At 73.2% G+C, this 26,083-nt stretch carries 25 protein-coding genes; 10 read left to right on the top strand and 15 right to left on the bottom strand.

Features of this window, described 5'->3' with window-relative positions:
- Window positions 1-91: 91 nt before the first annotated feature.
- Window positions 92-2,890, bottom strand: coding sequence for a hypothetical protein (locus tag ACRRSS_RS14395; protein WP_435971602.1), 2,799 nt, complete (start codon window positions 2,888-2,890; stop codon window positions 92-94).
- A 258-nt stretch (window positions 2,891-3,148) separates the two neighbouring features.
- Window positions 3,149-3,931 (bottom strand): GntR family transcriptional regulator, encoded by a 783-nt coding sequence (locus ACRRSS_RS14400; protein ID WP_435971603.1) that lies wholly within the window; start codon window positions 3,929-3,931, stop codon window positions 3,149-3,151.
- 263 nt (window positions 3,932-4,194) lie between these two features.
- Here ACRRSS_RS14400 and ACRRSS_RS14405 point away from each other — a divergent pair, with 263 nt between their 5' ends.
- Genes ACRRSS_RS14405 through ACRRSS_RS14425 form a run of 5 tightly spaced genes read left to right on the top strand, consistent with a single transcriptional unit; the run spans window position 4,195 to window position 9,018 of the window.
- The gene (locus ACRRSS_RS14405; protein WP_435975329.1) at window positions 4,195-5,313 is read left to right on the top strand and encodes an ABC transporter substrate-binding protein; all 1,119 of its coding nucleotides are present in this window, start codon (window positions 4,195-4,197) and stop codon (window positions 5,311-5,313) included.
- Window positions 5,313-6,314 (top strand): ABC transporter permease, encoded by a 1,002-nt coding sequence (locus ACRRSS_RS14410; protein WP_435971604.1) that lies wholly within the window; start codon window positions 5,313-5,315, stop codon window positions 6,312-6,314. Before ACRRSS_RS14405 ends, ACRRSS_RS14410 begins: the two co-directional genes overlap by 1 nt.
- On the top strand, window positions 6,302-7,249 hold the full coding sequence (locus ACRRSS_RS14415; RefSeq protein ID WP_435971605.1) for an ABC transporter permease: 948 nt from the start codon (window positions 6,302-6,304) through the stop codon (window positions 7,247-7,249). Before ACRRSS_RS14410 ends, ACRRSS_RS14415 begins: the two co-directional genes overlap by 13 nt.
- 3 nt (window positions 7,250-7,252) lie before the next feature.
- Window positions 7,253-8,344, top strand: coding sequence for an ABC transporter ATP-binding protein (locus tag ACRRSS_RS14420; protein ID WP_435971606.1), 1,092 nt, complete (start codon window positions 7,253-7,255; stop codon window positions 8,342-8,344).
- A gap of 26 nt (window positions 8,345-8,370) precedes the next feature.
- Window positions 8,371-9,018 (top strand): HAD family hydrolase, encoded by a 648-nt coding sequence (locus tag ACRRSS_RS14425; RefSeq protein WP_435975330.1) that lies wholly within the window; start codon window positions 8,371-8,373, stop codon window positions 9,016-9,018.
- Between the two features lie 41 nt (window positions 9,019-9,059).
- Here ACRRSS_RS14425 and rox read toward each other — a convergent pair whose 3' ends face one another.
- The gene (rox, locus tag ACRRSS_RS14430) at window positions 9,060-10,487 is read right to left on the bottom strand and encodes a rifampin monooxygenase (protein ID WP_435971607.1); all 1,428 of its coding nucleotides are present in this window, start codon (window positions 10,485-10,487) and stop codon (window positions 9,060-9,062) included.
- A 238-nt stretch (window positions 10,488-10,725) separates the two neighbouring features.
- Between rox and ACRRSS_RS14435 the strand changes: the two genes are divergently transcribed.
- On the top strand, window positions 10,726-12,162 hold the full coding sequence (locus ACRRSS_RS14435) for an amidase (RefSeq protein WP_435971608.1): 1,437 nt from the start codon (window positions 10,726-10,728) through the stop codon (window positions 12,160-12,162).
- A gap of 17 nt (window positions 12,163-12,179) precedes the next feature.
- Here the strand turns inward: ACRRSS_RS14435 and ACRRSS_RS14440 are convergent, their stop codons facing one another.
- On the bottom strand, window positions 12,180-12,506 hold the full coding sequence (locus ACRRSS_RS14440; RefSeq protein WP_435971609.1) for a plasmid stabilization protein: 327 nt from the start codon (window positions 12,504-12,506) through the stop codon (window positions 12,180-12,182).
- Between the two features lie 56 nt (window positions 12,507-12,562).
- The gene (locus tag ACRRSS_RS14445) at window positions 12,563-13,075 is read right to left on the bottom strand and encodes a DUF6328 family protein (protein WP_435971610.1); all 513 of its coding nucleotides are present in this window, start codon (window positions 13,073-13,075) and stop codon (window positions 12,563-12,565) included.
- A 214-nt stretch (window positions 13,076-13,289) separates the two neighbouring features.
- Between ACRRSS_RS14445 and ACRRSS_RS14450 the strand changes: the two genes are divergently transcribed.
- Both ACRRSS_RS14450 and ACRRSS_RS14455 read left to right on the top strand, forming a co-directional pair.
- Window positions 13,290-13,682, top strand: a complete 393-nt coding sequence (locus tag ACRRSS_RS14450; protein WP_435971611.1) for an STAS domain-containing protein — start codon at window positions 13,290-13,292, stop codon at window positions 13,680-13,682.
- Window positions 13,683-13,716: 34 nt separating this feature from the next.
- Window positions 13,717-14,244, top strand: coding sequence for an ATP-binding protein (locus ACRRSS_RS14455; protein ID WP_435971612.1), 528 nt, complete (start codon window positions 13,717-13,719; stop codon window positions 14,242-14,244).
- A 172-nt stretch (window positions 14,245-14,416) separates the two neighbouring features.
- On the opposite strand, the gene ACRRSS_RS14460 is transcribed toward ACRRSS_RS14455, so the two are convergent.
- Complete coding sequence (locus tag ACRRSS_RS14460; RefSeq protein ID WP_435971613.1) at window positions 14,417-15,319, bottom strand: SigB/SigF/SigG family RNA polymerase sigma factor; 903 nt, start codon at window positions 15,317-15,319, stop codon at window positions 14,417-14,419.
- Window positions 15,320-15,533: 214 nt separating this feature from the next.
- Between ACRRSS_RS14460 and ACRRSS_RS14465 the strand changes: the two genes are divergently transcribed.
- Window positions 15,534-15,920 (top strand): ATP-binding protein, encoded by a 387-nt coding sequence (locus ACRRSS_RS14465; protein WP_435971614.1) that lies wholly within the window; start codon window positions 15,534-15,536, stop codon window positions 15,918-15,920.
- Here ACRRSS_RS14465 and ACRRSS_RS14470 read toward each other — a convergent pair.
- A complete protein-coding gene (locus tag ACRRSS_RS14470; RefSeq protein WP_435971615.1) occupies window positions 15,914-16,318 on the bottom strand; it encodes an STAS domain-containing protein in 405 nt (134 codons plus the stop codon). The genes ACRRSS_RS14465 and ACRRSS_RS14470 overlap by 7 nt on opposite strands.
- Window positions 16,319-16,451: 133 nt before the next feature.
- On the opposite strand from ACRRSS_RS14470, the gene ACRRSS_RS14475 reads away from it, so the two are divergent.
- A complete protein-coding gene (locus ACRRSS_RS14475; RefSeq protein ID WP_435971616.1) occupies window positions 16,452-16,859 on the top strand; it encodes a helix-turn-helix transcriptional regulator in 408 nt (135 codons plus the stop codon).
- Window positions 16,860-16,994: 135 nt separating this feature from the next.
- Here the strand turns inward: ACRRSS_RS14475 and ACRRSS_RS14480 are convergent, their stop codons facing one another.
- The 8 genes from ACRRSS_RS14480 to ACRRSS_RS14515 all read right to left on the bottom strand — a co-directional run bounded on the left by ACRRSS_RS14480 (window position 16,995) and on the right by ACRRSS_RS14515 (window position 26,019).
- The gene (locus ACRRSS_RS14480; RefSeq protein ID WP_435971617.1) at window positions 16,995-17,357 is read right to left on the bottom strand and encodes a MazG-like family protein; all 363 of its coding nucleotides are present in this window, start codon (window positions 17,355-17,357) and stop codon (window positions 16,995-16,997) included.
- 69 nt (window positions 17,358-17,426) lie between these two features.
- The gene (locus ACRRSS_RS14485) at window positions 17,427-18,872 is read right to left on the bottom strand and encodes a DEAD/DEAH box helicase (protein WP_435971618.1); all 1,446 of its coding nucleotides are present in this window, start codon (window positions 18,870-18,872) and stop codon (window positions 17,427-17,429) included.
- A gap of 231 nt (window positions 18,873-19,103) precedes the next feature.
- Entirely contained in the window at window positions 19,104-19,307 is a 204-nt protein-coding gene (locus ACRRSS_RS14490; protein ID WP_030218719.1) for a cold-shock protein, read from the bottom strand.
- A 211-nt stretch (window positions 19,308-19,518) separates the two neighbouring features.
- Window positions 19,519-20,340, bottom strand: coding sequence for a DUF817 domain-containing protein (locus ACRRSS_RS14495; protein ID WP_435971619.1), 822 nt, complete (start codon window positions 20,338-20,340; stop codon window positions 19,519-19,521).
- Window positions 20,341-20,753: 413 nt separating this feature from the next.
- Window positions 20,754-22,199: a glyceraldehyde-3-phosphate dehydrogenase gene (locus ACRRSS_RS14500; protein WP_435971620.1), complete on the bottom strand. Its 1,446-nt coding sequence runs from the start codon at window positions 22,197-22,199 to the stop codon at window positions 20,754-20,756.
- 76 nt (window positions 22,200-22,275) lie between these two features.
- Window positions 22,276-22,917, bottom strand: a complete 642-nt coding sequence (locus ACRRSS_RS14505) for a GNAT family N-acetyltransferase (RefSeq protein ID WP_435971621.1) — start codon at window positions 22,915-22,917, stop codon at window positions 22,276-22,278.
- A gap of 124 nt (window positions 22,918-23,041) precedes the next feature.
- On the bottom strand, window positions 23,042-24,073 hold the full coding sequence (locus tag ACRRSS_RS14510; protein WP_435971622.1) for a serine hydrolase domain-containing protein: 1,032 nt from the start codon (window positions 24,071-24,073) through the stop codon (window positions 23,042-23,044).
- 182 nt (window positions 24,074-24,255) lie between these two features.
- A complete protein-coding gene (locus tag ACRRSS_RS14515; protein WP_435971623.1) occupies window positions 24,256-26,019 on the bottom strand; it encodes a VanW family protein in 1,764 nt (587 codons plus the stop codon).
- Window positions 26,020-26,083 lie beyond the last annotated feature (64 nt).

Consider the following 26,083-nt stretch of genomic DNA (forward strand, 5'->3'; position numbering starts at 1 on the left):
CACCGGCCCCCGGCCATGCGGGGACCGGTGTCCGCCCCGATTCACCGAAGCGGCGCGTCAGTTCGCGGGTGACCTGTCACGAGGCGTCCCGTCACGAGGAGTCCCGTACCGCTCCCGTGAACTCCGGGCCCGGCACGGGCTCCCAGGACGCGTCGAACGTCGTCAGCCGGGCCCGCAGCGACTCCGCCGCCTCGCTCAGCCCGTCCGCGACCGTGGGCACGCGCACCTCCGCGCTCGTCTCGCCGGCGGGGACGGTGACGCCCAGGTACAGGCCGCCGTTCCCGATGAGGGAGAGCGGCGTGGCCGGGTCCGGCACCTCGCCGAGGTTCTCCTCCAGCCACGCCCGGTCGACGTCCGCCGTGGACAGCTCCGTGCCGCCGGCCGGCGTCAGGAACGAGACGTAGCCCATGACGTCGACGTCGGAGGCCTCGGACAGGGTCACCCGCCAGGTCAGGGCGGAACCCTCGGTCACGTCGTCCGCGACGGGGGTCAGACTCACCCGGGGCATGGGGTCGTCTTCGCGGGCGGTCACACCGCCCCGGTGGGCGCCGACCACGGTGCCCCGCACCGCCTTCACGAACGCGTCGTGCGACAGGTCGTAGCCGTAGCGGGTGTTGCCCGTCACCTCGACCCGGACGTCGATGTCGTGGTGGCCCGGACGGACCGTCACCGTGCGGGACGTGATCTCGCCCGTGTCCGGACGGGGGACGAACATACGGACCTGGCCGCCGCCCCGACCGGACACCGTCACGGGCACCCGGTAGGTCCGGACACCCGAGTCGCCCTCCGCGACCGTCAGACGGCCGATGTCGACCCGGGCCAGGGGAGCGGGGCGCACCGCCGGGGTACCGGGACGCCAGCCCCACGCGTCCATCAGCCAGGCGCGGCCGGAGCCGCCGCGCGGGGTCAGCTCCAGTGTCGTGATCCGCTTGAGGTCCAGGCCGGACCGGGCCGCCGCGGTCAGCGGCACGCGGAGTTCGCGCGCCCAGTAGGACGCGGTCCGCTCGGTGCCGGGCAGTCCGTCGATCCGGGTACGGCCCAGCTGGGCGCGGCGGCCCGAGGCGTCGGTCACCGCGACGTCCAGCTCGGTGCCCGTGGTGTCGGGCGGGACGATCAGCCGCAGGGCGAGGGCGTGGGATCCGGCCAGGGACACCGGCCGCGCGGAGCGCACCGCGACCGGGGCTCCGGGGGCGGTCCACTCCAGCGCGACGGCGTCGCGGCCCGCCTCGGTGGAGGCCTCCCACCTCGCGAAGTGCGGTGACGCGCCGCCCGCCTCGCGGGAGAGGCAGGCGCGGGCGTCGTCGGGGTCGACCTGGGCGCAGAGCCTGCCGCCCCCGGTCACGCTCACCGAGGAGTCCGGCAGGAAGGCCGGGGTGCGGTGTGCGCCGACGGCGTGGCTGAGGACCCGCGCCGGACCGGCGGAGGGGGCTCGGCGGCCGGTGCCGTCGAGGAGCGGACGGACCCGGTCGTCACCGGCGACGAACAGCCGGGCGGCCGCCGCGACGTAGGTGGCGCCCGCGGTCTGCTGCTGTGCGGCGGTGAGGCGGGTCGCCGTGCCCGGGGAGCAGACCGGGTCGGTCCCGTCCTCGGACGAGAAGTCGTCGAAGGCCGGTGCCTGTGCCTGCCCCGGCGTCCACTCGCTGTTGAAGTAGTTGTGGTTGGCGCCGACCATGTAGACCGCGCTGTGCAGGGCGGCACCCCGGCTGACACCGCGGGTGCCGTCGACGAAGTTCTGGCCCTGGAGGTCGGACACGTCGCCGTCGCAGCCCGGCAGGATGGTCATGGACGGCACGTCGGGGGCCGGGTTGTTGCCGAAGATCGTGGGCCCGATCGGGACGGTGCCGCGGATCTTCCACCGGACGGGGCCCCGGTAGCCGTCCTGGTCGGCGGGCGGCGGGGTGAGGCTGTCGACCGCGGCCCGGTTGACGCCCTCGCCTCCCCGGGAGTGGCCGACGAGCAGCACGCGCGACAGGTCGGCGGACGAGGTGCCGCGTACGGCGGCCGGTGCGGCGGAACGGTTCGCGGACCAGTCCGCCCAGCGGGCGAGGTGGTGGCGTACGAGCGAGGAGCGGGCCTGGGCCCCGCCGTCCTCGACGCGGTAGTCCTGGCCGTTGATGCCGTTGGCGGATATGGACAGCGTCAGGTAGCCCTGGGAGGCCAGGAGCCGCTGGGCGTCGAGGTATCCCCGGTGGCTCGGTATCGGCAGCGAGCCCGGGGCGCAGGGCCAGTCGCCCGTCACGTCCTCGGTGCCGGGGGTGTAGCAGGTTCCGTGGCGGCCGTGGAGGAAGAGGGCCACCGGCCGTTTCCCCGGTGCGTCGGCCGGTCCCACGACCGTGGCGCGCATCTCGACCGGCTCGGGGAGACCGGGCAACCGGACGGATTCGAGGGCGTATTCACCGCTGACGGCGCGGTAGCGGCCGGGCACTCCCGGGTCCACCGGGTTGGCGGGCGGCGGGGCCTCCGGCAGGGCGGACGGGGCGCGGGGGCTCAGACGCGCGGAGCGGGCCGGGCCCGCCGCGTCGAGCCGCCGGCCGCCGGCCGTCACCCGCAGCTCGGTGCCCTCGGTGAGCCGGAGGTCCCCGAGCGGCAACTGGAAGGAACGGCCGTCCTTCTGGGCGACCGGACGGCCGAGCAGCCGGTCGCCGGCGTGGAACTCGACTCGGGCGTCGCCCATGGGGACGGGCGAGGGCGACGTCCAGATCAGCCGCCTGCCCGCACCGGCCCCGGTGACCTGCCAGCCCTCCGGGAGGTCGAGGTTCCCGAACGGGCTCCCGGGGGAGGCCGTCGACGGTGCTCCGGGTGACGGCTGGGCGTACGCCGCCCCCGGTGACACCGCCGTCAGGGCGAGTAACGCCGCGGCGGTGGCCACGCCGCGTGTGACACGTATCAAAGCGTTCATCCTCACGATCGGTCTCGTGAGGCACCGCGGGCGCGTCACCGGGGATCCCGGTGTCCCGGACGGCCCGGTGTCCCGGACGGCCCGGTGTCCCGGGCGCGCTCGGGTGTTCCGGGTGTCCCGGTCTCCGGGCTTCCCCGGCTCGCTGGTGCCTCTCTCGCCTCCGGAGGACGGCAACCGATGGGTCGGGGTTGCCTCGTGACACGCCGTCGGTCCGTCCCACGGCGCCCGCCGACCGCCGTGCGACGGGCGTCACATGAGCAGCGAGCCCGGATCGCGGACCAGCGGGGCGGTGCCCACCGAGTTGCTCACGTTGAAGGTGACGCTGCCCGCCCGGTAGCGGTCCTCGGTCCATTCGATGGGGCGGCCGTCCGGGTTGCTCGTCAGATGGCGCTGGCGCAGGAGGGGACTTCCCCGGCGGACGCGCAGCAGGCGGGCGTCGTCGCTGCCGGCGGGGACGGCGTCGATGAGGTGTTCGCCGTAGTGGGCGACGATCCCGGCCTCCTCCGCCATGCTGTCCATGATCGAGGCGCAGTCGACGGGCAGGGCCTCGACCGTGGGGGCGACCCAGGCCGCGTACGCGGTGCGTTCCACCATCACCGGTTCGCCGTCCAGGAGCCGCAGCCGCAGCACGTCCAGCACCCCGGCCCCCTCCGGCAGGACCAGCCGGCGGGCCTCCTCGGGGGTGGCACCGCGCCGCTCCCGGTGCAGGAAGCGGCTCGTCGCCTGGTAGCCCATGGCCCGCGCCCACTGGGCGAAGCTGTGGAGTTCGGCGAAGCTGTGCCGGCGCTCCCTGCGGAGCACGATGCGGCGGGCTCCCTGGCGCGAGCCGATGAGTCCTTCCGAGGTGAGCAGGGCGACGGCCTGTCGCACCGTGCCGCGCGAGGCGGACCAGCGCGTGGCGAGGTCGCTCTCGGAGGGCAGGCGGGCGCCGACGGCGTACTCGCCGCTCAGGATCGAGCGGCGGAGTCCCTCCGCGATCTCCACGTAGAGCGCCGTCACGGCATCCCCCTTCTCCCCGGTGGCTGTGCACATCCGGTCACGGTGTGTGCGGTGCGAAGGATCACCCTAACCCGGCCGCCTGGCTCCGAGGTGGGTCGCCAGGTCAGTCCAAGTGCACGGCATTCACCTGGTGTTCACCGCAACCGGCTCTTCCGGCAGTCGTGTGGAGACCGCCATGCCCCGTTCATCTCGCGGACAGGGTGTAAGGGCGAACTAAGGGCGGCTTGTTCAGACAAGTTCCCTCACTCACCTCGGGAGAACCCGTGCGCAGAACCCCCGTCCGCGCTGCCGCCGCCCTGCTCGGCGCAGCCGTCCTCACCACCGTCACCGCCTGCGGTGCCGCCCCCGAGGGCGAGGCCGGCGCCAAGGGCGACGGCGCGAAGGCGGCCACCGCCGCCTCGGCCAAGGACTTCGGCGGCCTGGACGCCCTGGTCAAGGCGGCGAAGGAGGAGGGCGCCCTCCACGTCATCGCGCTGCCGCCGGACTGGGCCAACTACGGCGAGCTGATCAAGACGTTCGAGACGAAGTACGGCATCGAGATCGAGAGCGAGAACCCGGACGCCGCCAGCGCCGACGAGATCGCCGCCGTCAAGTCCCGCAAGGGCCAGAAGCGCGCCCCCGACGTCCTCGACCTGGGCATCGCCTTCGCCCGCAGCGGCGCCCAGGAGGGCCTCTTCGCCCCGTACAAGGTCGAGGCCTGGGACAAGATCCCGGCGGCCCAGAAGGACGAGGCCGGGCGCTGGTACAACGACTACGGCGGCTACGTCTCCATCGGCTGCGACGCCAAGCGCGTCCCCGACTGCCCGAAGAGCTTCGCCGACCTCCTCAAGCCCGAGTACAAGGGCAAGGTCGCCCTCAACGGCAACCCCACCAAGTCCGGTTCGGCCTTCGGCGGCGTGTACGCGGCGGCCCTCGCCAACAAGGGCTCCTTCGCCGACATCCAGCCCGGCATCGACTTCTTCGGCAAGCTGAGGAAGAGCGGCAACTTCATCCCCGTCGAGTCCACCCCGGCCACCGTCGAGAAGGGCGAGACGCCCATCAGCATCGACTGGGACTACCTGAACGCCGGGTACGCCGACCAGTTCAAGGACAAGGGCGTCGACTGGCAGGTCGCCGTCCCCACCGACGGCGTGTACGCCCAGTTCTACTCCCAGGCCATCAACAAGGACGCCCCGCACCCGGCGGCCGCCCGCCTGTGGATGGAGTTCCTCTACAGCACCGAGGGCCAGAACCTCTGGCTCAAGGGATATGCCCGCCCCGTGCTGCTCCCGGCCATGACCGCCGACGGCACCGCCGACAAGACCTTCGTCGCCAAGCTGCCCGTCGTCGCCGGCACCCCCGCCTTCCCGGCCTCCGCCGACCTCGACAAGGCCAAGGCCACCCTCGCCGAGAAGTGGGACAAGGCCGTCTCCTGATGTCCTCCGCCTCCTCCACCCCCGCCACGGGAACCGCCCCCGCCACGGGAACCGCCCCCGCCACGGGAGCCGCCGACGGCACGGGAAGCGCCCCCGGCGCCGCCCCGGCCGTGGCGGCCGCCCCCGCCACGGGAACCGCCGGCGGCACCCGCCGCCGGCGGCGCGGCCCGCGCACCTGGCTCGCCGCCCTCCCGCTGATCGCCTTCACCGGACTGTGCTTCGGCCTGCCGCTCGGCGCCCTCCTGTACGGCGCCGTGACCCGCACCGACCCCGCCTCCGGCGCCACCTCCCTCACCGGAGAGCACCTCAGCCGCTCCCTCCAGGGCCCCTACCTGGGCTCCCTCGTCGGCAGCGTCCAGCTCTCCGCGCTCACCGCGCTCATCGGCTCCGTCCTCGGCGTCCTCATCGCCCAGGCCGTCGTCACCTCCCGCTCCCGGGCCCTGCGCGACGCCGTCCTGACGGCCTCCGGGGTCCTCGCCAACTTCGGCGGCGTCCCCCTCGCGTTCGCGTTCATCGCGACCCTCGGCATCTCCGGCGTCGTCACCCAGCTCGCCGACCTGAGCGGCCTCGGCTGGAACCTGTACTCGTTCACCGGCCTCACCGTCGTGTACCTGTACTTCCTCGTGCCGCTCATGGTCCTGGTGATCCTCCCCGCCCTGGACGGACTGCGCCCCCAGTGGCGCGAGGCCGCGCGGAACGCGGGCGCCCGCGGATGGCAGTACTGGCGCCACGTCGGCATCCCCGTCCTCGCGCCCTCCCTGCTCGGCGGGTTCGTGCTGCTCTTCGGCAGCGCGTTCGCCGCGCACGCCACCGCGGCGGCCCTCGTCGGCGGCTCCGTCCCCCTGGTCACCCTCAAGATCGCGGACGCGCTCTCCGGGAACGTCCTCGTCGGCCAGGAGAACGTGGCCCTCGCCCTCGGCCTCGACATGATCCTGATCGCCGGACTCGTCATGGCCGTCTACCTCCCCCTCCAGCGCAGGAGCGCCCGATGGCTGCGATGACACCCACCGTCCGGGAGGCGGACCAGGAGCCCGCGCGGGGGACGGCCCCGGCGGCCGCCCCCGCGCGGACCCGGCGCCGGCCCCGCGTCTGGCGCGGCGCCGTTCTCGGCCTCGGCGGCGCCTACTTCCTGATCCCGCTGGTCGCCTCGTTCGTCTTCACCGTGCACACCCCCGGCCAGGGCGTCTCCTTCGAGGCGTACACCGCGCTGCTCTCCGCCGACGGCTTCGCCGAGAGCCTGCTGCTCTCCCTCGGCCTCGCCGCCGCGACCATCGTGCTCGCCCTGCTGCTCGCCGTGCCCGCCCTCGTGGCGGTACGGCTCGGCACACCCCGGCTGGGGCCGGTCGTCGAGGTGATGTGCATGCTGCCGCTCGTCGTGCCGCCGATCGCGCTCGTCACCGGCATCAGCACCGTCCTGCGCTGGGGGCCCGACCACCTCGCGCGGACCCCGCTCTACCAGACCTTCCTCGCCGTGCAGGACGAGAACTTCCCCGTGGTCCTGGTCCTCGCGTACACGGTCATGGCCCTGCCGTTCGTCTACCGGTCCCTCGACGCCGGACTGCGCGCCGTCGACGTCCCGACCCTCGTCGAAGCCGCCCGCAACTGCGGGGCGGGATGGCTCCACGTGTTGCTCCGTGTCGTCCTGCCCAACCTGCGCTCCTCGCTCGCGGGCGCCGCCTTCCTCACCCTGGCCTTGGTGCTCGGCGAGTTCACCATCGCCTCGCTCCTCGGCTTCCGGCCCTTCGCGGTCTGGATCGTCTCCATCTCCGGAGCCCACGCCCGGATGTCGGTGGCCGTCTCCCTGCTCAGCCTCGTCATCACGTGGCTGCTGCTGCTCGCCCTCTCCCGGGCCGGAACGGCGCAGGCCGGGGCACCCGGCACCGCCCGTTCCCCCCGCACCGCACGCGGTTCCCGCACGTCGCCCAAGGAGTCCTGACCCATGTCCTCGTCCTCAGCAACCGCGGAGCGGACGGAGCTCGTCGCGGCCGGCGGGGCCCGCGTCGAATTCCGGGGCCTGCGCCGCGTGTTCGGCTCCACCACCGCCCTCGACGGGCTCGACCTGACCGTCGAGCCGGGCGAACTCCTGGCGCTCCTCGGCCCGTCGGGCTGCGGCAAGACCACGGCGCTTCGTGTCCTCGCCGGATTCGAACGACCCGACGCGGGAGAGGTCCTCGTCGACGGCGCCGACATCACCCACGTGCCGGCCCACCGGCGCGACGCCGGCATGGTCTTCCAGTCGTACAGCCTCTTCCCCAACCTCACCGCCGCCGACAACGTCGCCTTCGGCCTGCGCGTCCGGAAGGTCGGGGCCGCCGAGCGGAAGGCCCGGGCCGACGAGCTCCTCGACCTGGTCGGCCTGCCCCAGCACGCGGGCCGCTACCCGCACCAGATGTCGGGCGGCCAGCAGCAGCGGGTCGCGCTCGCCCGCGCGCTGGCCCTGCGGCCCCGGGTGCTGCTCCTCGACGAGCCGCTGTCCGCGCTCGACGCGAAGGTCCGGCTCAGCCTGCGGGAGGAGATCCGGCGACTCCAGCTCTCGCTCGGCATCACGACGGTCTTCGTCACCCACGACCAGGAGGAGGCGCTGTCCATGGCGGACCGCGTCGCCGTCCTCAACGCCGGAAGGCTGGAGCAGTGCGCGGCCCCGGCCGAGCTCTACCGGCGCCCGGCGACCCCGTTCGTCGCCGAGTTCATCGGCACCATGAACCGGCTCCCGGGCGTTCTGACCGGCTCCGGCCACGTCGAGGTGGCGGGCGGCCGCCTGCCCGTCGACGGCGACGCCCCGAAGGACCGCGAGGTGGACGTCCTGGTCCGACCCGAGAACGTCACCCTGACCGAGGCAGCCGACGGCGACGCCACGGTGGTCTCCACGTCCTTCCTCGGCTCCGTCACCCGCGTCCACGTCGACCACGCCGGTACGCCCGTCAAGGCCGACCTGCCCTCACGGGACGCGGGCCCGCTCGCCCCGGGCACCCGGGTCGCCCTCGGCATCGCCCCGCACCCCGCGCTCGTCGCACCGAGGGCGGAGCGGTGACCGAACTCGCCGCCGTCCTCTTCGACATGGACGGCACCCTCGTCGACACCGAGGTCCTCTGGTGGGAGGCGACGGAGGAGATAGCCGCCCGGCTCGGCCACCGGCTGACGGACGCCGACGCCCCCGAGGTCGTCGGACGCGCCGTCGAGGACACCGCCGCCCACCTCGTACGCGTCACGGGAGCGCCGGACGCGGAAGGCGTCGCCGCCGAGCTGACCGGCGCCTTCCAGGAACGCGTCGACCGGGGCGCGCCGATGCGTCCCGGCGCGGACCGGCTCCTCGCCGAACTGGAGCGGGAGGGCGTGCCGTTCGCCCTGGTGAGCGCCTCGCCCCGGTCGGTGGTCGACTCGGTGATCGGGGGCGCGCTCGCGCACGTCCCCTTCGCCTTCACGCTCTCGGCCGACGACACCGCGCGCACCAAGCCGCACCCCGATCCGTACCGGGCGGCCGCCCGGCGGCTCGGGGTGCCGGACGCGGCCTGCGCGGCCGTCGAGGACTCACCGGACGGAGCCGCCTCGGCCGAGGCGGCCGGCTGCGCCGTCCTGGTCGTCCCCTCCCTGCTGCCCGTGCCCCCGGGGCCGGGACGGATCTTCGCGAGCAGCCTGGAAGAGGTGACCCTCGCGGACCTCCGCCGTGGTGTCGCCGCCGGGGGAGCGGCCCCCGGCCGGGGGTGAGACACGCCCCTTCCGGGACCCCGGGCCGGTGCGGTACGGGCTCAGCCGGTGGCGGCGCCGAACCACGTGGGCAGCTGCGCGAGCAGCTCCCGCTGGTCCTCACCGACCCACGCCACGTGCCCGTCGGGCCGCAGCAGCACCGCCGGCACGTCCAGCTCGTCGCTGCCGTCCACGACGTGGTCGACCCGGTCCGCCCAGCCCTCGACCGAGAGCCGGCCGGCGGGGTCCAGGAGCAGTCCGCGGCCCTTGCGCGTCAGCTCGTAGAGACGACCGCCCTTGAGGCCCACGTCCCGCAGCCGCCGCCCGAGGAGCTCGTGCCCGTCCCCGAAGTCGTAACGGACCGAGATCGCCGTGATCTTCGCGATCAGGTGGCGGTTCACGTTCTCGAAGTCCATCAGTTCCGCGAGCAGGCGGCGCACCGACCGCGGCCCCGGCTCGGTCGACATCAGCTGGATCTGCGCGCGTGTGTTGTCCAGGACCTCGGTGGCCACCGGGTGCCGCTCGGAGTGGTAGGTGTCGAGAAGGCCCTCCGGCGCCCAGCCGTCGAGCGCGGCGGCCAGTTTCCAGCCGAGGTTGAACGCGTCCTGGATGCCGAGGTTGAGACCCTGGCCGCCGGTCGGCGGGTGGATGTGCGCCGCGTCGCCGGCGAGGAACACCCGGCCGACCCGGTAGCGCTCGGCCTGCCGGGTGGCGTCGCCGAAGCGGGACAGCCAGCGCGGTGAGTGCGCGCCGAAGTCGGTGCCGGCGTGCGCCCGCAGCTGCTCCCGGAACTCGTCGAGGGTCGGCGGCGTCGTGCGGTCCTCGGCGACCCCTTCGGCGGGCACGACGACGCGGTGGACCCCGTCCCCCAGCGGCATCACGCCGAACCGCTGCTGCACCTTGCGGACCTCGGCCGTCGTGGCCGCCAGCTCCTCCGGAGAGACGGTCAGTTCCATCTCGCCGAGCAGTGTCTCCACCCGGGAGGGTTCGCCGGGGAACCCGACGCCCAGCAGCTTCCGCACCGTGCTGCGGCCGCCGTCGCAGCCGACGGCGAAGCGCGCGCGCAGCCGCTCGCCGTCGGCCAGCTCGACGGTCACCCCCTCGTCGTCCTGGCCCAGCCCGACCACCGTCGCGCCACGCCGGATCTCGGCACCGACCTCGGAGGCGTGCTCGGTCAGCAGGCGTTCGGTGACGGTCTGCGGAATGCCGAGGACGTACGAGTGCGCCGTGTCCAGATCGTCGGGCCACGAGGTGCCGAGGCCCGCGAAGAATCCACCGACCGTGAACTTCTGGCCGAGCGGCAGGAAGCGCTCCAGCAGACCGCGCTGGTCCATCACCTCGATGCTGCGCACGTGCAGGCCCTGCGCGCGCGACTGCCGGGTCGGTTCCGTCTCCTTGTCCAGCACGAGTACGTGAGCGCCGTGCAGCCGCAGTTCGCCCGCCAGCATCAAGCCGGTGGGACCGCCGCCGACAATGATCACGTCCACCATGAGTGTTGCCCCGTTCCAGTGTTCTTGCAGGTCAAAGCTGTGAGTGGCGATTGTGCACCGGTGTGGGGGCCTTGCCGCAAGGCCCCCAGTGCGCTATATCTTGAGAGTGGCGAGGAGAGTTCATCTCCTTGCCCTTCGTTTTTTCGCCCCCCTGCGGGCGGCCCGGCCCCCTCGCGTGTTACTCGCTGGTAGGGCATGCTGGCGGCCAACATCCACACGGCCGGGGGCTGAGGTAGCGGTGACGACTTTCGAGGAACGGGCCACGGTGCACGCCTTCCGGGACGACGCCCTGGGGGAGCACGACGCCGTCGGGCTCGCGGCGGCGATCCGGCGGGGCGAGGTCGGCGCGGACGAGGCCGCGAGGGACGCCGCCGAGCGGGTCCGGGAGGTCGAGGCGCGACTCCACGCCGTGCAGGTGCACCTCGACGCTCCCGCCCGCACTACCGGGGCGGGCGGCGGCGCCTTCGCCGGCGTGCCGACCTTCGTCAAGGACAACACCGACTTCCGGGGGCTGCCCACCGGCCACGGCAGCGCCGCCTTCGCACCGAAGGCCGCCCGGCGCCACGCGCCGTTCGCCCGGCAGCTCCTGAGCACCGGCGTCACGGTGCTGGGCAAGACCCGGCTGCCCGAGTTCGGCTTCAGCCCGACCACCGAGTACGACGGTGGCGAACCGGTGCGCAACCCGTGGAACACCGGCTACTCGGCGGGCGGCTCCTCGGGCGGCAGCGCGGCGCTCGTCGCCGCCGGGGCGGTCCCGATCGCGCACGCCAACGACGGCGGCGGCTCCATCCGCATCCCCGCCGCCTGCTGCGGACTCGTCGGCCTCAAGCCGACCCGCGGCCGGGTCGTGACGAACGCCCAGAGCGGCCGACTACCCCTCGACATCGTCTCCGACGGCATCGTGAGCCGATCCGTGCGGGACACCGCCGCGTTCCTCGCCGCCGCCGAGACGCACTGGCGCAACCCGAAGCTGCCGCCCGTCGGTCTGGTCGAGGGCCCCTCGGAGCGCCGCCTGCGCGTCGGCTTCCTCCTGGACTCGCCGAACGGCGTCCCGGCCGACCCCGCCACCCGCGCGGCCGTCACCGAGACCGTGGCGACGCTCGAACGGCTGGGCCACACCGTGGAGCCGGTGGAACTCGCCCTCGACCCGCGCTTCACCGACGACTTCCTCACCTACTGGGGGATGCTGTCGTTCCTCCTCGGCGTCACCGGCCGGACCCTCGGCGAGGACTTCGACCGCGGCCGGACGGACGGTCTCAGCCGCGGGCTACGCGAGGAGTACCTGAAGAGCTGGCGCCGCACCCCGGCCGTCCTGCGGCGACTCAAGCGCACGAGGGAGGCGTACGCGGCGGCGTTCCGCGGGCTCGACCTCGTCCTCACGCCCGTCCTCGCCCACACCACGCCCGAGATCGGTCACCTCAGCCCGACCGTCCCCTACCCGACGCTGATCGAGCGGATCCTCGCGTACGTCGCCTTCACACCCGTCAACAACGTCGTCGGCACGCCCTCGATCTCCGTACCGGCCGCGAGCGCGACGGAGCACGGACTGCCGATCGGCGTCATGTTCTCCGGCCGCCCCGGGAGTGAGCGGACGCTCCTGGAGGTCGCCTTCGCGCTGGAGGCGGACCGCCCCTTCCGGCGGATCCAGGACGTGGAGGACGTCCGGGCCAGGTGAACCCCGGGGGCAGGGCGTCAGGCGTCGCCCAGGGCGCGCAGGAGCTGCGCCTTGTTCATCTTCGAGCGGCCGTCGACGCCGCGGCGCCTGGCCTCCTCGTAGAGCTGGTCGTACGTGCGCCCCCGGGCCCCGCTGTGGGAGCGGCGGCCGCCGCGCTCGCCGGAGGACATGTCCTCAAGGGAGAGCCGACTCGCGGTCTCGGACTCGCCGTGCCGCGCCCGTTCCTTGTTCACGGTGCGGGCGGCGATCTCCTTGGCGCGCTCCTCGCTCTCGCCGCGCTCCTCCGCGCTCTCCTTGATGTGCTCGTACTGCCGTTCCCGCTTCGGGCTCGATCCGCGAGGCATGACGTTCCCCTCTCTCCGGTTGCGGTCTCCCGGGCGGCTACCCGCCACCCGAGCGGTCAGTCGTCGCCCTTGCCCGCGTGACGCTCCCGGGCCCACAGCGGCAGCGCGAACCAGCACAGCAGGTACCAGGCCAGGACCCCGCCCACGAGCCAGGGAACGAGCGCGTCGTCGGTGGCCACCCGCAGGATGAGGAAGAGCGAGCTCGTCAGGGTGGCGAGGAGGAGGAGGATCCCGATGAAGGTGAGCCGGGAGGCCCACACGACCGCCCGGTGCTTGATCTGCCGCCCGGCGACGATGCGGTGGAAGGAGACCGGGCCGATGAGCGCGCCGGTGGCCAGCGATCCGAGGATCACCGTGAGGACGTAGATCCCCTTGTCGGTCGAGCCCAGGCTCTCGAAGCGCGGCGTGAAGGCGACGGTCAGCAGGAATCCGAAGAGGATCTGCACCCCCGTCTGGACCACGCGTATCTCCTGCATGAGGTCCTGCCACTGCCGGTCGGCGCGCTCGTCCGCGGTCTCGTCGCGTCCCCGCCCGTTCGCCGTGGCCCGTCCGTTCTCGCGGTCAGTCATGCGTCTCACCCTCAGGTCCGGGGCCCCGCGCGGGGCGGAGGGCCGTACGCCGCTTCTGCCCGGTCCGCCCGGTCCCATCCGTACCGCGGACGCGCTTGGTGGCATCACACGAGAACGGCCCGGCCGCCGTGCCCATGCCCTGTCGCGCACCCCGGCAGCCCGGCGTATCGTCGGCCCCAGCACGGAACTCTGCGCCGACGGGAACCGGAGCGCGATGCCAAGGGACGTGAGGGGCACGGGGGGCGACGGGCCGGTCGGCGCACGACTGGCGGCCACGGTCCGCTGGAGCGGCACCACGGCCGTCGTCACGGTGGCCGGAGAGCTCGACCGCGACAACCAGGAGCCCCTGCGCGAGGCCCTGTCGGCGTCCCTGGCACGGCACGCCGAGCGAGTCGTCGTGGACTGCGGGCGGCTGACGTTCTGCGACTCGACCGGGCTCAACCTGCTGCTGAACGCGCGACTGGACGCCCTGGAGGCGGGTAGTCGGGTGGAACTCGCCGCGGTACGACCGCCGGTGGACCGATTGCTGGACATCACCGGCGTCGTGGCCGTCTTCAGGATCCACGACGAGCTGCCCGGGGACCTCGTCGAAGGAGAGCATCCGTGAACGTGACGCGGAGCCGGAAACCGTGGAGCCGTCGATGAGCGAACCGGTCCGGTCCAGGGGGCAGATCAGGCGGCTCGGCCTGCGGAGCGCCGAGGCGGTGGTGGCACGCTGCCGCGACTTCTGCCACGTGGCTCTCGTCGACTGGGGCTGGCCGGCACCGGCCGGCGCCACGGAACTCACGGACGAGGAGCGGGAGTACGCCGTCGAGGACGTGCTGCTCGTGGTCTCCGAGGCGGTGACGAACGCCTGCCTCCACGCCGGCGGCCCGACGGAGCTGGTGGTCCGGCTCGTCCCCACCGAGCCGGGCGGCACCGGCGTGGTGGGGGACCTGCGGATCGAGGTCAGCGACCCGAGCGGCGAGGTCCCGGCCATCCGGCCCCGGGGCGCCCCGGGACAGCCGGGAGGCAACGGCCTCATCGTGATCGACCGCCTCACGCGCGCGTGGGGAGCGGTGACCACGGAGACGGGCAAGTCCGTCTGGATGGACATCCCCGCCCCGGTCCCCACCCCCGCACCCGAAGCCCGGCCGGCCCTGCGCGGCGGACCGCCGACGGAACGGTAGGGGGAGGGCCCGGGCAGCCGCGGCGAGGCCAGGCAGCCGCAGCACGGCCAGGGGCCAGGGGCCAGGGGTCAGGTACCGGGCGGCCGCCGAACGGAAGGCCGTCAGGCAGGAGCGGTGGCCGCCCCGCGCGAGGCCGCCCCCCGTACCGTACGGCAGGGCTCCCGCCCGTACGCTACGGCTCAGGCCCGGCGACCGGCCCCGACCGCGGAGGTTCCTCCGAGGTCAGGGCCCTCCGCAGCTCTCCCAGGACGCGGTTGAGCAGCCGGGAGACGTGCATCTGCGAGAGACCGAGGCGCTCGCCGATCTCCGCCTGGGTCAGCTCGTCACCGAAACGCAGCGCAAGGATCGTCCGGTCGCGCGCGCAGAGCGAGGCGAGGAGCGGCTTGAGCGAGGCGAGGTTCTCGACCTTCTCGAAGGAGCCGTCGTCGGTGCCCAGGCTGCGCGCGAGCGTGCCGGGCCCGCTGTCCTCGTCGTCGACGGGCAGGTCGAGGGAGCGGCTGGAGAAGCCGTTCGCGGCGATCTGTCCCTCGACGAGCTCCGCCGCGGTGATGTGGAGGCGGGCGCCGAGTTCCGCGTCCGTCGGCGGGCGGCCCAGTTCCTGTTCGAGTGCGTCGTTGGCCTTCGCCAGGTCCAGGCGCAGCTCCTGGAGACGGCGGGGGACGTGGACGCTCCAGCTGGTGTCCCGCAGGTGCCGCCGTATCTCGCCGAGCACCGTGGGCAGGGCGAAGGACATGAACTCGTTCCCGCGGTCGGGGTCGAAGCGGTTGATCGCCTTGATCAGGCCGACGGTGCCGACCTGGACGATGTCCTCCCAGGACTCGCTGGAACGCCGGAACCGGGTCGCCGCGTACTTGACGAGGCTGAGGTTCAGCTCGACCAGGGTGTTCCGTACGTACGCGTAGGAGGCCGTGCCCTCATCGAGCGAGCGCAGTCGCTCGAACAGGACCGTCGAGAGCACCCTGGCGTCCGTCGTGCTCACCGCCAGGGGATCGGCGATCTCCGGAAGGCCGGCCGGCCGCTCCGGATCACGGTCGACGCTCGGGCGGGCCGGGACGGTGGTGCGGAGGTTCGACATGAAGGCTCCTCGGGCGGGACATCCCTCTTGTTATCTACCCGATCAGTGGATGCCCAAGCCATATGGGCGCAGAACGGGCGAAGCGGGGGGAATGCGACCGGATCGTCGGGGCAGGCGCCTGCTGAGGAACGAGACCGGACGGGCTGGAACGAGCAGAGGCTGGGTGGGAAGGGCAGTGGACACAGGGCATCGCATCCCCGAGAGGCACCCGCACGTGGCCCCGCGTGACGCGGCCGAGGCGCGCGTCCGGGTGGCGCGGGTGCTCGAAGCGGCCGAGGCCCGGACGGGCACGCGGCCGACCCCCACCGCCGTGGGGGACGCCCTGCTCGTGACGTCCGAGCTGGTGACCAACGCGCAGCGGCACGGGGGCGGCCTCACCGGCTTCGGCGTGGTGCTCGAACGGGGCGCCCTGACGGTCACCGTCGCGGACGCGAGCGGCCGACTGCCGCAGCTCGTGGACGCCCGGGGGGCACGACGCGCCGACGGGACGGCGGAGGGCGGCTTCGGCTGGCCCCTGATCAGGCTGTTGGCGCTCGACGTCAGGCTGTGCCTGCCGAGGGAGGGCGGCAAGATCATCGAGGTGCGGCTGCCGCTTCACTGACCCGTCCCCCCGGTCTCCGGCGGTGCGAAGAGGCCCCGTGTGCCGGTCAGGGCGAGCAGCCGGTCCATCCGAGGGCTGACGGGCCCCAGCGTGAGGGGGTGGCACGCGCCGCCGTGGTGGTCCCGCCGGGCGGCCAGGAAGGCGCGCAGTCCGGCGCAGTCGCAGAAGCTGACGGCGGACAGGTCGAGCCCGACGCCCTCGGGGTGCGCGCGCTGGGCCTCGACCAGGGTCCGGTACAGGCGGGAGGAGGTGGTGCCGTCGATCTCACCGCCGACCACGACGGTGCCGCCCGGTGTGACCTCCACCGTCATCCGGGCGTCCGGGTCCGTCGGGGGCGTCCGGGGTGCGGTCTCGACGTGTTTCCGGTGCTGTGTGGAGTGGTGCGGAGGGGGACGCACGGTGACCTCCCAAGGGCGGCCGAACCAGGTCTTTCGCGACCATCGTCCCCTTGTGGGTCATAACACGTCAAGAATCACATGAGATCGATTTCAGGTCTTGTGGCTCGCGATCGAGAGGTCTCATAATGGGGCAATGGGTGATAATCCTGGCGACCGTCCGTCGTGGACGTTCCTGACGAATCACGCCCGCGTGCTGGTGGTGATCGCCCGGGATCCCGGGGTCCGCCTGCGTGACGTCGCCGCCGCGTGCGGAGTCACCGAGCGGACGGTCCAGGCGATCGTCGCCGACCTGGAGGCCGCGGGCTACCTCACGCACGCGCGTGAGGGGCGCCGCAACCGCTACCGCCTGGCGGCCGGCAAACGGTTCCGGCACCCCCTGGAGGTCGACTACGAGATCGCTGGCCTCCTCGACCTCCTCGTGGCCGAGCCCGGCGACGGCCACACCGAGGCGCGCGACGGCGCCCCCGTACCGCACACCGAGGCGCGCGACGGCGCCCCGCCCGCCCGTCCCGCCCGGTCTCCGGGCCGTGCTACCCGTTGAGGAACCCGGCCCACCGGTAGGGACCGAGTGCGGGGCTCGCCGACGGGCTGTCCTGGAGCGCCATCAGGAGATCGACCCACACCGCTCCCGCGGCGCGACCCGCGACCAGGCGCCGCCGCGGTGCGACGGTGGCACTCAACGCGACGTGACCGCCGGCTCGTCGGCCTCCCCCGGCAGGAACCGCGCGGACTTCCGGGCGAGTACGGAGGCGAGGAACTCGCGAGCGTCGTCGGGGCGCATCCGGGCCAGGGAGACCATGCCGGTGATCACGGTGTCGGCGACCTCCTCCTGCACATGCTCCCAGCCATGGCTGCGGCCCTTGCGCGGATTCGTCGCACGGGCGCCGATGACGGCCTGCGCGGCCTCGCCCACCTCCTCGGAGAGCTTGAGGACCTGGAGCGTCCACTGCTCCTCGGCGGTCAGCCCCTGGGCGGTGTCGTGCTCCGTGAACAGCGCGGCGAGCGTACGGATCGTGTCCCACGGGTCGTTGCCTGACACGGGTCTCCTCGGGCGGGCGGTCGCGGGGGACGGGCGCGGCCGATCGGTCCCCCGGTGCGGGAGGGCGGGTCAGCGGCCCCGGCGGATCCTCGCCGCCTGGCGGGCCTCGGCCGTCTTGCGGGCCTCGGCGGCCCGGCGGGACTCGTTCTTGGCGCGGCCGGGGCGGCCCGGCACGGTGCCCACGCCCCGGAAGGCCGCACCGCCGCGCTTGACGCCCTCCTGGCTCGGCGCCGCCCCGTCGACGGGAACGCCCGAGGGGGTGCGGGCACCGGTGATGCGGCTCAGCTCCGCCTCGCCCGAGCGGACCTTGGTGACCTGGGGGCGGATGCCCGCGTCCGCCATCAGCCGGGCCACGTCACGCTGCTGCTCGGGGGTGACGAGGGTGACGACGACCCCGGACTCGCCGGCGCGGGCGGTGCGCCCGCCGCGGTGCAGGTAGTCCTTGTGGTCGGCGGGCGGGTCGACGTTGACGACGAGGTCGAGCTCGTCGACGTGGATGCCGCGCGCCGCCACGTTGGTGGCGACGAGCACCGGGACCTCGCCGCTGCGGAAGCGGCCCAGGGTGCGGGTGCGCAGCGGCTGGGACTTGTCGCCGTGCAGGGCGGCGGCGCGCACACCGCTGCCGAGGAGGTGCCGGGTGAACCGGTCGACGGAGGCCTTCGTCGCCAGGAACATGATGACCCGCCCGTCGCGGGCCGCGATCTCCGTGGCGACGGCGAACCTGTCGGCGCCGTGCACGTGCAGCACGTGGTGGTCCATCGTGGAGACGGTCGCGGACGAGGGGTCGACGGAGTGGACGACCGGGTCGTGCAGGTACCGCTCGACGAGGAGGTCGACGTTGCGGTCGAGCGTGGCGGAGAACAGCATCCGCTGACCGCCCGGGGGCACCAGGTCGAGCAGCTCGGTGACCTGGGGCATGAAGCCCATGTCGGCCATTTGGTCGGCCTCGTCGAGGACGGTGGCGGTGACCCGTTCGAGGCGGCAGTCCTTGCGCTCGACGAGGTCCATCAGCCGGCCCGGGGTGGCGATCAGGACCTCGGCCCCGTCGCGCAGCGCGGTGGCCTGCCGGCCGATCGACATGCCGCCGACCACGGTCGCCAGGCGCAGCTTCAGGGCGCGGGCGAAGGGGTCGAGCGCGTCATGGACCTGCTGGGCCAGCTCGCGGGTGGGGACGAGGACCAGCGCGAGCGGCTTGCGGGCCTCGGCGCGGCGTCCGGCGACGCGGACGAGCAGGGGCAGGCCGAAGGCGAGGGTCTTCCCGGTTCCGGTGCGCCCGCGCCCCAGGACGTCCCGGCCCGCGAGGGCGTCGGGCAGGGTCGCGGACTGGATCGGGAAGGGCTCGTCGACGCCCAGGCGGGCGAGCTCGGCCAGGACCTCGGCCGGCAGGTCGAGCTCGGCGAAGGTGGCGGCCGGGGGGAGGGCGGGGGTCCCGGAGGCCGGCGCCGTCAGCTCGTCCTTCGCCGCGGCGGCGCGTCGCGCCTTGTCGGTACGGGGGGTGCTGTGCGTGTTGTTCATGGGGATCTCCTCGAAAACGGTGCGCTTCGAGGAATTCGCGAGGGGCCGTGGCCCGATGAATTACAGGAACGTACCGAACGCCATGCGTGCGGATCCGGCCACGCCGAGGGGCGAAAAGCGGCGTCCGGTCCGGGGGAAAGCCGGGAAAGGCTTGAAAAGGTCTGGAAAATGCAACGAGCCGGGGCCCTCACCACGCGGGTGAGGGCCCCAGCTGCGTCGGACGTGTCAACGTCAGGCGGGGAGAATGTTCTCCGCCTGGGGGCCCTTCTGGCCCTGCGTGACGTCGAAGGTCACCTTCTGGCCTTCCTGGAGCTCACGGAAGCCAGAGGTGGCGATGTTGGAGTAGTGGGCGAAGACGTCCGGGCCGCCACCCTCCTGCTCGATGAAGCCGAAGCCCTTTTCAGCGTTGAACCACTTCACGGTGCCGTTAGCCATGTCAAATCTCCTTCGGGGCGTAGCCCGGGGACCCGCACTGTGCGGATCCCGGCGTCGCCGTGATGATTGCCCCGTCCGGAAAACTGCACCGAAAACACAGAAAGTGCCTGACGATGTCGAATCGTCAAAGGCACTTGTAAGTTTCTTTGGGAACCACGACTGCAACTGCTGTTGACTGTAGCACGTCGCGGAGGCGGGTGCACGGAATCGGCTATTCGCCCCGCTGCCCGGCGGTGAGCACCTTTCCGCCCGCTCCCCGTCGCGGGGCGGGCGCGCCCGCCCTCGCGCCGTGGGCCGTCAGGACGAAGGTGACGGTGATCAGCAGCGCCCAGGCGCCGAACTTGGCGAGGGACACCGGCTGCCAGCCGTCCAGCTGGTCCGGGTAGCTCCAGGCACCGACGTACGTGGCCGCGTTCTCCGCGACCCAGAGGAAGAACCCGATCAGGACGAAGGACAGGGCCAGCGGCATCCGGTGGTCCCGCTCGCCGACCCGGAACCGCACCCAGGTCCCCGCCGTCGCCGCCAGGAGCAGCGCGGCCAGCGCCCAGCGGGCGTCGGGCAGCCAGTGGTGGCTGAAGAAGTTGACGTACACGGCGCCGGCGAGGACCGCCGTCACCCGGGGCCGGTAGCCGGTCAGCCGCAGGTCGAGCAGTCGCCAGGCGCGGCAGACGTAGCTGGCGAGGGCCGCGTAGAGGAACCCGCCGTACAACGGCACCCCGCCGATCTTCGTCAGCGCCTCCTCCGGATAACTCCACGAGCCCATCCGCACCTTGACCAACTCGAAGAGCAGGCCGATGACATGGCAGCCGACTGTCACGGCGACGTCCCGACCGTTGTCCCAGCCGACCTTCCACGCGAGGACGGTGAGACCGATCCCGTACAGCAACAGCAGGTCGTAGCGGGCGATCGGCAGGTCGGGCAGCAGGCCCGAGACCGCGATGCCGCCGATGAGGGCGACGGCGAAGGCGCAGCAGCGCGCCTCCAGCACCGCGAACCGCAGAAGTTGGCCGAGACCGAATCTGAACGTGTTCATACGGGGAGGGACGCCGGACCGGCGGGGTCGGTTCGCCCCGGGCGGCGTCCGGGGCGAAGGCGACCCCGGTCAGGAGCCCGAGCCGCTCCGCGCGCTGCGCGTCCGTCAGCTCGGGGGCGGGTGCGGTGAGGCCTTCGCGAGGCGAGTGGGTTCCTCGGGGGTGAGGTCGCCCTCGACGCGGCGGATCTGCCGGTCCACGCGGTCCTGGCGCCGGACGCCCGGCCGAGCGGGGGCGCGGACCGCCGGGTGACGGCGCAGTCACCGGGTGTCGGTCCTGGCTCCGGCCGCCGGGTGCACTCCACGCGGGACTGCCGGCTGCCGGAACCGATGTCATCCGTACGGGAGTACGGCGGCGCGCCGCACCCCCGGGAGGAAGTGCGGCGCGCGGCCGTGCCGTCGGGCGGGTCCGGCGATCAGACCGCCGGGGCCGGGAAGGTCGGGTACTCCACGCCGGAGACGTGCTGGACGACCCGGATGACCTGGCACGAGTAGCCGAACTCGTTGTCGTACCAGAGGTAGAGGATCGCGTTGTCGCCGTCGACCTTGGTCGCGCCGGCGTCGACGATCGACGCGTGGCGCGAGCCCACGAAGTCCATCGAGACGGCGTCGGGGGCCGTGGTGAAGTCGATCTGACGCTTCAGCGGAGAGTGCAGCGAGACGTCACGGAGGTACTCGAGGACCTCCTCGCGGGTGGTCTCGCGGCCCAGGCGCAGGCTCAGGATCGCGATCGAGACGTCCGGGACGGGGACGCGGATCGAGCTGCCCGTGATCGGGGCCTTCAGCTCCGGCAGCGCCTTGGCGACGGCCGAGGCGGCACCGGTCTCGGTGATCACCATGTTCAGCGGCGCGGAACGGCCGCGGCGGTCGGCCTTGTGGTAGTTGTCCAGGAGGTTCTGGTCGTTCGTGAACGAGTGGACGGTCTCCACGTGACCGCGCAGCACGCCGTACTCGTCGTCCATCGCCTTCAGCGGCGGCACGATCGCGTTCGTGGTGCAGGAGGCGCAGGACAGGATCCGCTCGTCCGGCTTGACCGTCTCGTGGTTGACGCCGTGCACGATGTTCGGCACGTCACCCTTGCCGGGCGCGGTCAGGACGACCTTGTCGATGCCGGGGCGCAGGTGCTTGGAGAGGCCCGCGCGGTCGCGCCACTTGCCGGTGTTGTCGATGAGGATGGCGTTGTCGATGCCGTACGCCGTGTAGTCGACCTCGGAGGGGTCGTTGGCGTAGATCACCTTGATCGTGTTGCCGTTGGCGACGATCGTGCTGTTCGCCTCGTCCACGGTGATGGTGCCCTGGAACTGGCCGTGGATCGAGTCGCGGCGCAGCAGCGAGGCGCGCTTCACCAGGTCCTGCTCGCCACCGCCCCGGACGACGATCGCCCGCAGGCGCAGACCGTTGCCCGAACCGGCCTTCTCGATGAGGAGGCGGGCGACGAGGCGGCCGATGCGGCCGAAGCCGTAGAGGACGACGTCCCGACCCTCGCGCCGCTCGGTCTTGTTCTCGCCCGTGGCGCCGGCGACGGCCTCGGCGGTGAACTCCGCGACCGAGAGACCGCGGTCGTCGGTCTTGTACTCGGCGGCCAGCATGCCGATGTCGATCTGGGACGGGCCGAGGTCGAGCGTGGTGAGCGTCTGGAGGAACGGGAGCGTCTCGGTGACCGACAGCTCCTCGCCGGCTATCTGCCGGGCGAAGCGGTGGGTCTTGAGGATGCTGACCACCGACTTGTTCACCAGGGAGCGGCTGTGGACCAGGACGGTGACGTCCTGCTCCCGGTGCAGCTTCCCGATGATCGGGATCATCGACTCCGCGATCTCCTCGCGGTTCTTCCAGCTGGTGAACGAGTCGTCATTGACAGTCACAAGATTATCTTTCGAGCTAGGCGGCGCTCATATGGTAACCCCCGGTCTGTTTGCTCGATCAGAGGGGTGTCGAACCTCACGGGCGGGCGCCCCTGGCCGCCCTCCGGGCCGCCAGGCGCTCTTCCAGCGCCGCCCGGCGCTCGGGCCACTCCTCGGCGACGACCGAGAAGACGGCGCTGTCCCGCAGGCGGTCCTCCTCGCCCGGCGCCCACGAGCGCCCCCAGTTCCGCAGGACGCCCTCGAAGGTCGCGCCCACGCTCGCGATGGCCGCCCGGGAACGGGCGTTGCGGGCGTCCGTCTTCAGGTCCACCCGGGCCACCCCCCAGACCTCGAAGGCGTGCCGGAAGAGCAGGTACTTGGCCTCGGTGTTCACCCCCGTGCCCTGGGCGGAGGCCGCGAGCCACGTGAAGCCGATCTCGATCGCGCAGAGGCCCTCGCCGGCCGGCCACGGGCGCGGGTCCCAGAAGGAGGTGTGGCCGACCACGCGGCCGGTCGCCGCGGACACCTGGGCGTACGGCGCGAGCAGGCCGTCGGCGGCGCGGCCGAGCTGGGCGTCGATGTACGCCCCGACCTCGTCCGGGCCCGGCACCGAGGTGAAGCCGTAGGTGGCGCGGTTCTCCGACGCGGCCTCGGCGAGACCTGCCGCATGGTGGTGGCCCAGCGGCTCCAGGCGCACCAGGGCGCCCTCCAGGACCGGTCCTTCAAGGGGGAGAGCCATCGCTTCGTACTCCGTACACGTCGAGCCGGCAGAGATCGTTCGAACGGGGTGCAGGTTCGCAGAGACCCCGGCGGACGGCACGCGGATTTCCGCGGGTGTCACGAGAGGCGGCCGGGGGAGGGCGTCACGGGAAGGCGAGGGCGCGGAAGACGTCCCGGACGCGCGCCAGCGGGCCGGGGTCGCGGGTGAACCGGAGACGGTTGGTGAGGAGGACCGCCCAGCGGTCGCGGGCCGGTGACACCCACAGCCCCGTGCCGGTGAAGCCGAAGTGGGACCAGACGTCGTCCGCCGGCTCCGTGCCCGGCGCCGGATGCCAGAACAGGCCGCGCGGCGGGACGAGCGCTCCGGTGTGGACGCGGAGCGAGAGGGCCGTCCAGTCGGCGGAGAAGGTGCCGGGCACCGGGGCCAGCAGGTGGCGGAGGAACCGGCCGGTGTCGGCGGCGGTCGTGAAAACCCCCGCGATGCCGCAGGCGCCGCCGAGGAGCCGGGCCGAGAAGTCGTGGACGGTGCCCTTGAGCGGGGCGCCGCTCTCCTCGTCGTACTCGGTGGGCGCGCACCGCTCCCTGACCGGGGCGGGCAGCGGGCCGTACCGGGTCTCCGTCATGGCGAGGGGTGACCAGACCCGGTCCCCGGCGAGCCGGGGGAGCGGCTCCCCGGTGAGGTGCTCGGCGAGGTAGCCGAGGATCAGCGCCGCCCGGTCGGTGTACGCGACGGCCGCCCCCGGCCGGTGCCGCAGCGGCTCGGCGAGGACTCCGTCCCGGACGTCCTGCGGATCGGAGCCGTACAGATGGCGGAGGTTGGCGCGCAGCGGCATGCCCGCGGTGTGGGTGAGCAGGTGGTGCGCCGTCACGTCGGCGAGGGGCCGTCCGGCGGCCTCGGGCCAGTAGCCGCCGAGCGGGGCCGTCAGGTCGAGCTTCCCGGCGTCGACGAGGGTGCCCGTGACGGCCCAGACGGCCAGGATCTTGGTGAGGCTCGCGACGTCGAAGAGCGTGTCGGCCCGCATCGGCTCGCCGGGACGCGCGGGGTCGAGCAGGCCGACGGCCCCCTCCGACAGGGTCGTACGGGCGTCGCCCACGGCCCACACCATGCCCGGGCAGACACCCGCGCGCACGGCCTCGCCGAGGAGCCGCTCGAAGGGGTCGCTGCGCTGCGCCAAGGCGTGCCTCCGACGGGTTGAGGGCGGCCCTGGCCTGGTGGGCCGTGCTCCGGAGTCATGCCCCGGCCGTACGGGAAGACACCCTTCCGTCGGTCCTCGTCCCGCCGGTCACGCCGGCGTCACCCGTCGTCCGTCTCCCCGTCGGTCACGCGCGGCCCGTGGCCCCGTCCGTCACGGGCGGTTCACCTGGCGTCCGAGCCCTCGGCGGCCGGCTTGCAGGTGACCTCGTCGCGCGGCGTGTAGTGGGTCTTGAACGTCTCGCGCTTGACCTCGGCGCCGCCGTCCTTGAAGACCCGGTCCACCGAGATGTCGAAGCCCTGCGCGGGCGGCTGCGGCACGCAGGCCTCGCCGGTCCCCTCGCGCTTCTCGGGCTCCGTGAGGTTGGTGCGCGGACCGGCGACCGCCTCCACGGAGTCGTACTTCTTCGTCCCGAGGAAGCTCACGGTGACGGAGGAGTCCGTGGCGCTCGCCTTGATGTAGATCGGCTTCCCGGAGTCGTTGCGGAACTTCAGGTCCAGCGAGCCCCACGCGACGGTCGCCTCGCGGCCGGCCGGGTAGCGCTCGATGTAGAAGGAGTGGGCCCCGTACTCGACGGGCTTCACCCCGGCGAAGAACATGGCGTTGAAGACGGTGGTGGCCATGGCCGACACGCCGCCGCCGGGCGCGGAGCGGTACTGGCCGTCGAGGATCATCGTGCCGTCGACGAAGCCGTTGTCCGCGGTGCGCTCGCCGACCGTCTTGTTGAAGCTCCACACCGCGCCGGGCTGGACCAGCGAGCCGTTGATGAGTTCGGCGGCCCGGCCGATGTTCGTCGTCCGGTACGGCGCCGCCGGGAAGTTCACCGTGAACGACGACATCTGCTCGGTGATGCCGAGGCGGGCGAGGGAGTCCGAGGTCAGGTCGGGCTGGGTGACCGTGGTGGCCACCGGGGCGGTACGCGCGGCCGCGCCGGACCTGGTGAGCAGCGGGCGTACGGCGTCGCCGAGGGCCTTCGCGGTCACCTCGTGCCCCGGCCGGCCCTCCGACTCCACGACGACCTTGCCGTCCCGCACCCCGAGCCGCGCCTCCACCGGAGCGTTCGACAGGGCGGCGACCGGCTGGGCCACGTCCGGGTCCCGCAGCAGCGCCTCGGCGTCGAGCGCGGCGGTGAGCCGGCCGTTCTCGTTCTTGACGGTGAGGTGGTCGCCGAGGGTGGCGGCGGAGATCCGCAGCCGGTCCTCGCCCGTGGTGAGCGTCACCGGGCCGGAGACCGCGGGGTGCGCGTACGCGTCGAGGAACCGGTTCACCTCGGCCGCGGGCAGCTTCGGCTCGGTCACGGAGACGGGGAGGCTCACGGCGGCGGCGCCGGTGGCCGGGTAGGCGGCGCGCAGGGCCTCGACGGCCCGCCCGGTGTCCAGCTTCTGGCCCGTCACCGGCTGGGTGGCGACGGCCTTGCCCGCGCGGAAGGCGACGGCGCCCTCGCGCACCGCGCGGTCGTTCTTCCCGGCGAGTTCGGCCACGGTCGCCTTCGCCTTGGCGTCGTCGTACGCGAGGACCGGCTGGATCTCGCGCTCACCGGACGAGAAGAGCCTCCCGATGACGGTGAAGGGGTCGCGGGAGGGATCGGCCGCCAGGTCGGCGGTCCTCGCCAGGTCCACGGTCAGTCCGGCGGAGGCCGGCTCCACGGTCGTGGCGCGCTCGCCGACCTTCACGGGGATCGGCGCGCTCCACGAGGCCGGGGCCTCGGCCGCCAGCCGGGCCCGCGCCTCGGCCCGGCTCATGCCGCCGATGTCCACGCCGCCGACCCGGGTGCCGGCGGATATGTCGTCGCCGGTCGCGAGCAGCCCCGCCACGTACAGGCCGCCCGCCGCGACGGCGACCACGCCCGTCGCGATCGCGGCCGTCCGGAGACGCGGACGGCGCCGCTCGCGGGGCGTCGGGGCATGGTCGGTCGTGGAGCGGGGCACACGCTCTCCCGTGGCTTCGAGGTGAGAGGGGGACACTCGACGGTACGCCGAAAGAGTGTCTTAT

The sequence above is a fragment of the Streptomyces sp. Qhu_M48 genome (assembly GCF_051305195.1).
In the GTDB taxonomy this organism is placed as follows: domain Bacteria; phylum Actinomycetota; class Actinomycetes; order Streptomycetales; family Streptomycetaceae; genus Streptomyces.